The sequence below is a fragment of the Streptococcus sp. HMSC064H09 genome (assembly GCF_001812625.1).
In the GTDB taxonomy this organism is placed as follows: domain Bacteria; phylum Bacillota; class Bacilli; order Lactobacillales; family Streptococcaceae; genus Streptococcus.
The window spans coordinates 17,646-28,936 of record NZ_KV809605.1; the positions used below are offsets into that span (position 1 = coordinate 17,646).

5 protein-coding genes are annotated in these 11,291 nt (G+C 39.2%); 2 read left to right on the plus strand and 3 right to left on the minus strand.

Features of this window, described 5'->3' with window-relative positions:
- Positions 1-310: 310 nt before the first annotated feature.
- Complete coding sequence (locus HMPREF2867_RS08055; protein WP_037597995.1) at positions 311-3,580, minus strand: KxYKxGKxW signal peptide domain-containing protein; 3,270 nt, start codon at positions 3,578-3,580, stop codon at positions 311-313.
- A gap of 330 nt (positions 3,581-3,910) precedes the next feature.
- Between HMPREF2867_RS08055 and pdxS the strand changes: the two genes are divergently transcribed.
- Positions 3,911-4,783, plus strand: coding sequence for a pyridoxal 5'-phosphate synthase lyase subunit PdxS (pdxS, locus tag HMPREF2867_RS08060; protein WP_021151642.1), 873 nt, complete (start codon positions 3,911-3,913; stop codon positions 4,781-4,783).
- Positions 4,784-5,377, plus strand: coding sequence for a pyridoxal 5'-phosphate synthase glutaminase subunit PdxT (gene pdxT / locus HMPREF2867_RS08065; protein WP_070576982.1), 594 nt, complete (start codon positions 4,784-4,786; stop codon positions 5,375-5,377). It abuts the gene before it with no gap.
- Positions 5,378-5,636: 259 nt separating this feature from the next.
- On the opposite strand, the gene HMPREF2867_RS08070 is transcribed toward pdxT, so the two are convergent.
- Both HMPREF2867_RS08070 and HMPREF2867_RS08075 read right to left on the minus strand, forming a co-directional pair.
- Entirely contained in the window at positions 5,637-8,084 is a 2,448-nt protein-coding gene (locus HMPREF2867_RS08070) for a glucosyl transferase (protein WP_176744108.1), read from the minus strand.
- 715 nt (positions 8,085-8,799) lie between these two features.
- Positions 8,800-11,291 (minus strand): glucosyl transferase (locus HMPREF2867_RS08075; protein ID WP_070576984.1); only part of this gene is annotated, 2,492 nt, incomplete at its 5' end.

An 11,291-nucleotide genomic window follows, 5' to 3' on the forward strand; every position in this document is an offset into this window, starting at 1 on the left:
TTCCCCCTTGTATGGTGACTTGGTAAATTCATGTCGTGATAATAAAAACAACATGAATACCAAAAATTAATTTACAATTGTATTTTAATCTTATTTTTTAATAACTTCAATAGAAAACGCATACATAATTATAATTTCAATAAATAGTGCAATAGAGACGTTTGAGAGAAGTAGATGTTTGCGCAAAAAAATCCAGGACCTGAGCCCTGGATTTAGGAGATTATGAAAAAGAAAAGTTTTAGGATGGTTATAGTATATAAAGCAAAGCCTAAAGTTTTCTTAAAGTGGAAGAAATATCTTGTTTTCCACTTTAATTCACTTTCTCAGTCGCCACACCATTTTCATCAATGACATAAGTTTTGCCATCTTTTTCAAGGGTTGCATTGGTTGTTATTGGAGAACCGTTAAGGTCTTTACCTATTGAAGTTGATTTTTCGAAGTGATAGAGCTTACCGTCAATTTCCTTCCAAGTTGGTTGGTAGTAAGAGATTACTCTTGGCTCAAGATAGCAGAGGTATCCTTTATCAGTACGGTAGAATCCTGTTCGAACGATTCCATTTTCATCCGAAGCGTGTCCGTAGTTAGTGTCATTTCGTAACAATTCTCCGTAAGAACCGAAAAGATAAGTCTTGCCATCTATGGTTTCTGTTGTGTTAGAGTAGCGATATTGTTTGCTTGGATTTAGGTAATAGGTCTTACCGTCAATTTCTCTCCAACCGGTTAATAATTTTCCTTCTGAATCTGCAAGATATAAACTATTATATGTTTTAGCGGAACCATTAACAAGAAGTTGGCCATCTTGATTGAAGTAATAATAATTTCCGTCAATTAAAAGGACATTATCTTTAGCTTGTAGACCGTCTTCTTTAAAGTAAACACGGTGACCGTTTATTGTGTACCAGCCGAAAACTTGTGCTCCATCATTGCCAAAGTAGTGAATATATGAATTAAAGGAATGGAATGCATTACGGAGGAGTTCGCCACTGTTCTTATCGAAATAGTAGTATTTTCCATCTATAAGGACACGCTCACCTTTGATTTGTTTCCCACTACCATCAAAGTAGAGTTGGATACCATCAATGGTCTGCCATCCGGTAGCTACTTGCCCCTTATCTTTGAGGTAGGTCCAGTCACCATCTTTATCTTGAACAAAGGTATTTCGAAGTGACGATGTCCCACGGCCTTGGTCATCAATTTCGTAGGTCATTCCATTGAGAGTTAGACTACGATTGGTCCACATAGCCCCACTATCCTTGTCAAAGTAGTAAGTGTCACCATCAATGTCAATCAAAGTCCCTTTAGCTTGTTTACCGTTAGCATCAAAGTAGAGCTGAACACCATCAATGGTTTGACGGCCTGTTAGGAGCTTGCCATCTGCATCGTAGTAGTACCAGTTCCAATTGTCATCACGAATAAATTGGTTTTTTACCGTAACCTCAGTAGCAACTCCCTCATTATCAATCGTATAGGTCTTGTCATCAACTTTCAAAGTAGTATCTGTAAGGATAATAGTGGTATACATACCAGCATGTCTTTCTTTTAGATACGATTTTATTAGACGATAGCGCTTGCCATCGATTTCTTTCCATGTAGGTTTATCAACACTTTTTACCTCAGGTTGGAAGTAGTGAAGTTGACCGTCTAAGCCTCGTTGGATGCCCTCGAGGAGGACACCGTTTTCATCAGTTCCGTAGATTCCAGAGAAACTAGTTCCACCCAAAACTGGATCTTTAGAAAAGAAGGCTCCAAAATAGTTCTTTTCTATTTTACTATCTTTGACTAGATAGAGTTTGTCGTCATAACCTATGACACCATCGACAACCCGACCATCTGAAGCAAATACATACTCTGTTCCATCGATGATTTGTTTACCTGTTAGGACTTCGCCATCTGCATTAGTTCGGTAGGTATATTTTAATCTCACTCTAGCCCCTGGCTTATCAACAACGCCGTAAGCATCTTTGACTAATTGTCCTTTTTCAAATAGATAGTTTTTACCATTGATTGAATAGATGCCATTAGAAGCATAGAGACCGGTATCGGTGAAGTACAAGTGTTTTCCATCAATATCTTGCCATCCAGTCACAGCAGCACCATCATTTCCGAGATAATAAGAACGGTAATCATGTGATGCAGGTCTAATTTCACCAAAATTGACCGTGGCCCATTGATTTTTAACCATACGTCCATTGTCTTTATCAAAGTAATAGGTTTTACCATCAATTTGAACGATTTCATCTTTAGCTTGACGTCCGTTTTTATCAAAGTAAAGTTGGTAACCATCAATGGTTTGAAGTCCCTTAACAGCGTGCCCTTTTTCGTCACCATAATAAAAATTAACATTTTCAGGGAAGATGAAATCTACTTTATCCCAAATAAAGGATTTTCGAGCTAGCCGTCCGCCCTCACCAAAGACATAGGTTGTGTCTCCTACATTAACCGCTACATTCTTAAGCAGTTCTCCATTTTCATCAAAATAGTGAATGAAACCAGCTGCTGTTTTAACGAGACCTGTGGCACGTATGCCATCTCGGTTGAAGTAACTAGTATGGTAAATGTAGTTTGTTTTATACCGTGAGATAATCTGTTTCTCAGACCAATTGCGGTAAGAATTTTTGAGAAGGGCACCGGTGTTTTGATCTAAGTAATATGTTTTTCCATCAACTGTGATTTCTTGACCTTTGAGTTGTTTGCCATCTTTGTCAAAATAGAGTTCAACCCCGTCCACATATTGGAAGCCAGTCAATTTTTCACCTTGTGAAGTGATATAAGACCATTCCCCCTTATCATTGGCTTCAAAATGTCCACCAGTAATGTTTGTAGGCAGTTTGGTTCTCTCTGTCACAACCCCATTCTCGTCAATTTGATAATGTTTTCCATCTTTATCGAGGTAGCAATTGACTAGGAGCATACCAGTATGGTCGTCTAAATAATAGTTCTTTCCATTTACCTCAACAAACTGGCCTTTAACCTGTTTTTCATCTTCTTGGAAATAGTATTCGCGATCTTCTACATTATTCCATCCAGTGAGATTTTTTCCGTCTTTGGTGTAGTACCAATTGCCCTGATCGTCGGATGTGAATTTTCCTTGGGTGATAGAGATTTCTTGTCCTGATAATGGATGCTCACTGACTTCAGTAACCTCTGGCTTATTTTCATTTATATTTTGCTTGTCGGTGGCAGGTTGAGCACCCCTATCAGTTGTAGCTGTCTCACCAGATTGAGCGTGTTCAACCGTCTTATCAGTTTCACTGGCAGTCTGTGTAGAAGTTGCTTCTGCAGGCTGACTGGCGACATTAGTAGATGCAGTATCAGTTGAGACTGTCTCACTAGAAGTATTTTCAACAGCTGTGCTCGCCGGATCTACTTCGGTTCTTGTAATGAGGCTAGCACTTGTCTCAAGATTGCTGTCAGAGACGACATTTTCAGGACTGTTAACGGCAGTCGTTTCAGGCTTGACTTCATCAGCTCCGACCTGTCCTAGTCCAATTAGTGAAGCCCCGATAGTCAAACTTGAAGCAGCGATTGTGATCCAATGTTTCTTAACTTTATGAAGTTTGAAACGAACTTTGTTTTCCATAATTTTCCCCCTTGTATGGTGACTTGGTAAATTCATGTTGTGACATTTAAAACAACATGAACACCAAAAATTAATTTACGATTATATTTTAATCTTATTTTCTAATGACTTCAATAGAAAACGGATACAAAAACGCCATACTCTTAGAAAAAGATGCTCATATTTGTGATAGTTATAGTCTATAAAAGAGTTTTCCTAATTTATTTATTTTTTCGTCTATAGATATGATTGAAAGAGTAATTGTCCCCATACAGTTCGAGAAATAGACTCTTTTTTTCAAAAATCATCCTGTGTAAAATAAGGGTCATAAAAACATATGAGGTGATTGCAATGACAAATCGTTACGACTTAAACAAAAATTTGGCACAGATGCTTAAGGGGGGCGTCATCATGGACGTTCAAAACCCTGAGCAGGCACGTATCGCTGAGGCGGCAGGAGCGGCAGCGGTCATGGCCTTGGAACGCATTCCGGCCGATATCCGTGCGGTGGGTGGTGTGTCACGTATGAGTGATCCTAAGATGATCAAGGAAATTCAGGACGCTGTTAGTATTCCAGTTATGGCCAAGGTGCGTATCGGTCATTTCGTGGAAGCACAGATTTTGCAGGCAATTGAGATTGATTATATCGACGAGAGCGAGGTATTGACACCAGCCGATGACCTTATTCATGTGGATAAAACGAAGTTTGATGTGCCTTTCGTTTGTGGGGCCAAGGACCTTGGTGAGGCTCTTCGCCGTATCTCTGAAGGGGCATCAATGATTCGTACCAAAGGTGAACCGGGTACTGGTGATATTGTCCAAGCTGTTCACCACTTACGACTCATGAATCAAGAGATTCGCCGTATTCAAAATCTCAGAGATGATGAACTCTATATTACTGCGAAAGACTTACAGGTGCCAATTGATTTGGTCCGTTATGTCCACGAACATGGCAAGTTGCCAGTTGTCAATTTTGCGGCTGGTGGTGTAGCGACGCCTGCCGATGCTGCGCTTATGATGCAGTTGGGTGCTGAAGGTGTCTTTGTTGGTTCAGGGATTTTCAAGTCAGGAGATCCCAAAAAACGTGCGGAGGCAATCGTCAAGGCAGTGACTAACTATAATCGTCCGGACATTTTGGCGCAAGTGTCAGAAGATTTGGGTGAAGCCATGGTTGGTATCAATAAGGATGAAATTGACATCTTAATGGCAGAGCGAGGAAAATAGATGACAAAAATCGGAATACTGGCTTTGCAAGGTGCTTTTACGGAACATGAGCAGGTCTTGAAAAAACTTGGAGTTGAAACAGTTCAAATCAGAAATCGACAGGATTGGGAAGCTCACACTGATTTAGACGGGCTCATTCTACCGGGTGGCGAGTCGACAGTCATGGGGAAACTTTTGCATGATTTAGACTTGTTTGAGCCAATTAAGACGAAAATTAATGCAGGACTACCTGTATTTGGAACTTGTGCAGGCCTAATCTTGTTGGCTAAAACTATAGTGGGAGACCAAACAAAACATTTAGCTAGCATGGACATAAATGTAGCCAGAAATGCCTATGGTCGTCAGCTGGGAAGTTTTGTCACAGATGCTGACTTTAAGGGAATTGGTGAGATTCCCATGGTCTTTATTCGTGGGCCAATTATTGAAGCTGTTGGACCAGAAGTGGAGATTTTAGCTCAAGTCAATGGGGCTTTCGTGGCAGCTAGAGAAAATCAGATGTTAGTGACCTCTTTTCATCCAGAATTAACGGGTGACAAAAGGGTACATGATTATTTCCTAGATATGATTAATCAGGCAAAAGAAGAAAAGCTTTGATTCAAATTTCATAAATTCATTTACTTCTCGTTCACGCAAAAAAATCCAGGACCTAGGCCCTGGATTTAGAAGATTATGAAAAAGAAAAGTTTTAGGATAGTTATAGTATATAAATCAAAGCCTAAAGTTTTCTTAAAGTAGAAGAAAAAGTTTACATGTGATATGAAAAAGGAAGTTGACAGTTGGTCGACTTCCTTTTTAACGATTACTAAATCAAAGTAATTATGCGATATCAATGGTTGTTATTTGAATTATTTTCTTATACTTCACCAGGTCCCATCAAATGTCCATTACCGTCAGCATCGAATTTGAAGGCACCAGTGTTTGTTCTAACAATGGTATTTTCAGCGCGTGCCCCATTCTTAGCATCGTAATAGTGGACAGTTCCGTCATCGTCAAATTTGAATTCACCTCTAAGTTGTTTACCGTTTTGGTCGAAGTAAACATGGATGCCGTTTAGGGTTTGAGGTCCTGTCAGTTTATCCCCTTTAGCATCAACATAGTAGTAGAAATCTTCACGGTCTAAATCTTTACTTTCTCTTGGGTACTGTCCATCTTGATCTACGATGTCATTTCCAGGAATGGTAATAGTGAAGTGGAAGATGCGATCACCATCGAGATTTCGGTAATTCCAGTTGTAGACATGAACAAAGCTATTAGTGACGAGAGCACCAGAGTCTTTATCATAATAGTGTCCATCCGGGGCGAAGCGTCCCTTGACTTGTGCTCCGTTAGGAAGGAAGTAAAAGTGACTATTTCCAAAGGTTTGAGGTCCTGTTAATGGTTTCCCATCAGCATCGAGATAGTACCAGGCAGTAGTATAGATATTTTGATTGTTGATGTCATCACGACCAATATAAGTTAAGATTTCCTTAAAAGCATTGGTTACGAGAGCGCCAGAATCTTTATCATAGTATTTACCATTTGGTGCAAAATGTCCCTTGACTTGTACACCAGTGAAATCATCAAAGTAGACTTTAACACCATCGATAGTTTGTTCTCCCTTGAGTTTATCACCTTTATCATTGACGTAAACCCAGTTGCCATCTTCAGTTTCAAGATAGCGTTTTGTTACAAGTGCACCAGAATCTTTATCGAAATAGCGACCATCCTCTGCAAAACGTCCTTTGACTTGTTTGCCATCCTTGTCAAAGTAGGCTGGAATGTTGTCAACGAAGTTGAGACCGATGAGATTTTTACCGTTTGAATCCTTGTAGTACCAGTTGCCCTCGTTATCACTATAATAGTGACCACCAAAAACTCGTGGTGCCTTGTCTAGGGAGATTGTAGGTGTAGGAGTGACAGGGGTATCTATTTCTTCGCCAGGTTTCATCAAATGTCCATTACCATTTGCATCGAATTTGAAGGCACCAGTATTTGTTCTAACAATGGTATTTTCAGCACGTGCACCGTTTTTCGCATCGTAATAATGAACAGTACCATCTTCGTCAAATGCAAACTCACCTCTAAGTTGTCTACCATTTTGGTCGAAATAGACATGGATGCCGTTTAGGGTTTGAGGTCCTGTCAGTTTATCCCCCTTATCATCTACGTAATAGTAGAAATCTTCGCGATTCAAATCATTGCTAGAAAGTGGGTAATGACTCATATCCAAAAATTGGTTTTCACCGTTAGGTCCAACGACTGAATTATTAGGAATGGTGATGACAAAGTGATTCACATGATTTCCGTCTTGATTTTGATAATTCCAGTTGTAGACATGGACAAAGCTGTTAGTTACAAGCGCACCAGAGTCCTTATCATAGTAGTGTCCGTCAGGTGCAAAACGTCCTTTAACTTGTGCCCCATTAGGGAAGAAGTACATGTTTGTACCACCAAGATTTTGAGGACCTTTAAGTGGCCGTCCGTCGGCATCAAGGTAGTACCAATCAGTAGTATAAATGTTTTGACCGTTGATATCATCACGACCAATATAAGTTAAGAGTTCTTTAAAGGCCTTGGTTACAAGAGCACCAGAATCTTTGTCATAGTATCGGCCATCCTCTGCAAAACCACCTTTGATTTGAATACCGTCTTGGCTAAAGTAAACAGGAACATTATCCACATAGTTCAGCCCGACAAGATTTTTGCCATTTGCATCCTTGTAATACCAGTTACCATTATCATCACTATAATAATGTCCACCAGAAATATGAGGTGCATTTTCAAGTGTTACAGAAGGTGTGACTGGCTTTTCATTTTCATCGATTGGGGCAGGTTGTTCACTGTTTTTTGTAGGTGTTTTTGTTTCTTCGACAGGAATAGGTTCATTGACTTTTTCTACCGAAGTTTTTGTAGTAGAGGCTTCTGAAGTTGCCGTTTTAATAGATATAGCTTTATTGGCCTCATTATCTTGATTGCTAATTTCTTGTTCAGAAGTGATTTCTACTGGTGATTCGCTTGCCAATTCAGATGATGCGACTTCACTGCTAGGAGCTTCACTAAGAACCGTACTTGTACTAGTAGGTAGCTCAGTATTAGTTGAGATAGGATTTGTAGTAGGTGCTTTGATCTCAACATTAGTTACTACAGTTTCTTGTTCGGGTGCAATAATTTCAGTTGATTGACCTGTAGCTTCGGGTATTTTTACTTCATCCGCAAATGTAGGGCGTGCGACTAAAGTAAAAGTAGCTAGAGCAGTTGCACAGGAAAGTGCTACGACATGTTTCTTTGACATTTGCCAATGATAATTCATTTCAGTATTCATAATAGACTCCCTTCAAAAATGAACACCGATGTTTAGGTGTGTAACATAAAGGAGCTAGGCCGTCAGAAAAATGTTAAAAGTGAGAAGATCTGTTAAAACGACTGAGCCCCATATCTAAATCTCTCAGGGTATGGCCATAAGACGATTTTATAGGCGAGCACGTCAAATGTGTGCAAGGAGAATATGCTTATGCTGTGTAATTTATATCTAGAAACAAGTGATTTTACTTATTTATCCTAATACTTTTATTTCTCTCTTTTCGTTTAATTATTGAATCCAACCTATGGCATGTGTCTTCAAATACAAAAAACTAGAGCTCTTAGTTTGAAGCATTCTCTCTAAAGCTCTAGTTTTATATTATAGACTGATGTGTGTATGAAAAGAGCCTTAGATTATCATGCCAAAGTGCCTAAGGACCAGTTTTCATGCATAAAAAATTATTTTGACGTTAGAAGTCTAAAGCCAAGTTCCTAATCCTAATCCCCTGTAGTACACTTTCAACGTTTTTAGTAAAACGCTTACATGTTCACCTATCTTTATTATAATACTTTTTTTATGACAAACAAGTTTTTTTACAAGATAATCGTAATTGTTTTAGAATTGTTCATAATTGGGTTCTATTTGTATGACATTTATTGATGATATGAAAAAGGAAGTTGACAGTTGGTCGACTTCCTTTTGTGTTGGGTAATTGTTCATAGTCACTTGTAAATGACTATCGAAGGATATGGCCAACCCCGTCATTATCGAAGTAATAAGTAACGTGATTGATTGTCAAGGTTACATTATCAGCACGATTACCAGAGCCAGGAAGATAATAGTAAGTCTTACCACCTAAAATGATGAGTTTATCTTTAGCTTGTATACCCTTATATTGTCCGTAATCATCATCGTAGAAGTAGACATGCTTTCCATCGATGACTCTTCTACCAGTCAGAATATTTCCCTTACTATTTGCATAATACCAGTTATTCTTATGTTCGAAGTATTTTCCGGTTACAAGGGCACCAGTCTCTTTGTCATAATAATGATCACCACGGTATGGATAATTAAACTCACCTTTCACTTTTTCGCCGTATCTAAAGTAGTACTGAATTCCGTCCAAATATTTAGTACCGTGAAACTTCTTTCCTTTTTCATCAACATAAAACTCTTTGCCGCCATCCTCAACCAATCTATCTGTTACTAAAGCACCGTTATCTTTATCGTAATAGTGATTATCAGGAGCAAAATGGCCTTTGTATTGGACACCATTGGTGCCGAAATAAACGTTGACGTTATCAATGGTGTGGGCACCAAGGAGGAGGTAACCCTTGTCATTGACATAGTACCAGTTACCTTCGGAATCACTGATATAGCGGTTTCGTTCAGTTGATTGACTTTTAATGCTGAGGACACCAGATTGGTCTGCCACATAGGTCTTACCATCGAAATCAAAAGTTGTATCTTTGACTTTTCGACCGTTATCTTTATCAAAATAGTAAACCCTTCCATCGATATCAACGAGCTCTCCCTTAGCTTGTCTATGAGTTCCTAAATGGAAATACATGTCGTAGCCATCAATAGTTGCAGGGCCAACGACAGGAAATCCATATTCATTATAGTAACGCCAGTATCCATCTTTATCTTGGACAAAATAAGCAGTCTTTTGTCGAAGGTCCTTAAAATCACTAGAAATGAATTTACCAACCCCATCATTATCAAATTCATAGATATTTGGAAATTCTCTCGTAATATAGTGTGTAGGAATATTCAATCGTTTATTTCTAGCAATAGTTCCATCATTGTAGAAGTAATAGTTATTGAAAAATCTGTGCACGACCATATTTCCATCATCTTGGAAAAAGTACTTATTACCATTGATGGTTTGCCATCCTGTGACTGGTAGGCCATCGGCACCAAGATAATACCGTTCGAGTTCAGGATGTTCATTGTTATCATAATTTGCATAAGGAGCAAAGTCAAATCTTACTTCTTTAGCATAGTTTTCTTCAGGAATGAATCGTCCAGCTTTGAAGGTGACGAGGCGGTTCGCCACAAGGGCGCCGTTATCTGGGTCGTAAAAATAGGATTTACCATTGACCTTACGGCGTTCCCCCTTGACCTGTCTACCATTTGAATCAAAGTAATAGGTCAAACCATCAATAGTTTGTGGTCCAGTCATAAGTTTTCCATCTTTATCCATATAGTACCAGTGACCACCATTATCTTGTAGAAAAGCGGGATGGTTATTTGCCACTGTAACGATACCATTAGGATCAATATTGAGTTTGAAATCACCGTTGTTGAGATGTGTGTCTTTAACTAATTGTCCTGCATTTTCTTTGCCAGCATCTCCAAACAGATAGAGCTTGTCACCAACCACGTTCAAGCCGTAGCTAAGTTGGCCGTTTCTATCAGGATTAAAGTAATAGGTTTGTCCTTTGATATCTTGTAAGCCAGAAACTCGCACGCCATCGCTACCTAGATAGTAAGTTTGACCATTTTCTTCAACAAATTCATCATGGAGCATACGTGCACTATCTGTAAAGTAATAGAGTTTTCCATCAATGGTTTCGAAACCAGGATGTTCTCGCTCTTTTTTGAAATAATAGCGTTCTCCATTAATATCTTGCCATCCCATAAGCTTATTACCGTTGTTATCGTAGTAATAAGTTACGTAATAAGGATGTCTTGTGGTAATAAGACTACCTAAATAGTTTTCTGTTTCAATGCGTTCTTCTTTTTCGGTAACAAATCCATTCCTTTTTTCAGTAAAGGCAGAACGGTCAGTTCCTCTTGTGGTATTTTCGATTGGGATATCACCGACAGGTGACGCATTCTCAGCTGTAACACTCTCACTAGTCGTTGCAATTACCTCAGAATGTGCAGTTTCAGAATGCGCTACTTCCGAACTAGCTGTACTTGTCACTTCAGAGCTTGGTTTTTCAGAGACTGTTTCTGTTGAAGGAACTTCTAAGGTAGCTACTGGTGCTTCTGATACTGTAGCAGTCTCGCTAGAAGGGGTAGCAGGTGTATTTTCTGTAGGTTTAGCTGTGGCTTCACTAGTCGCTGGAGCCTCAACGTCAATAGCGCCTTCTTTGATGATGGTTTCAACAGTCGCTTCATTAACAGGGGTAGACTGTTCTTCAGCTGAAGCATAGTTAAGGCCAGCAAAACTCAATCCCAAAGCCAGTCCTGTCACTGCAATAGTTACCCAATGTTTTT

Excerpts from the sequence above, each read along its gene's own strand:
- HMPREF2867_RS08055 (WP_037597995.1), bottom strand. The coding sequence starts at position 3,580 with ATGGAAAACAAAGTTCGTTTCAAACTTCATAAAGTTAAGAAACATTGG.
- pdxS (WP_021151642.1), top strand. The coding sequence starts at position 3,911 with ATGACAAATCGTTACGACTTAAACAAAAATTTGGCACAGATGCTTAAG.
- pdxT (WP_070576982.1), top strand. The coding sequence starts at position 4,784 with ATGACAAAAATCGGAATACTGGCTTTGCAAGGTGCTTTTACGGAACAT.
- HMPREF2867_RS08070 (WP_176744108.1), bottom strand. The coding sequence starts at position 8,084 with ATGAATACTGAAATGAATTATCATTGGCAAATGTCAAAGAAACATGTC.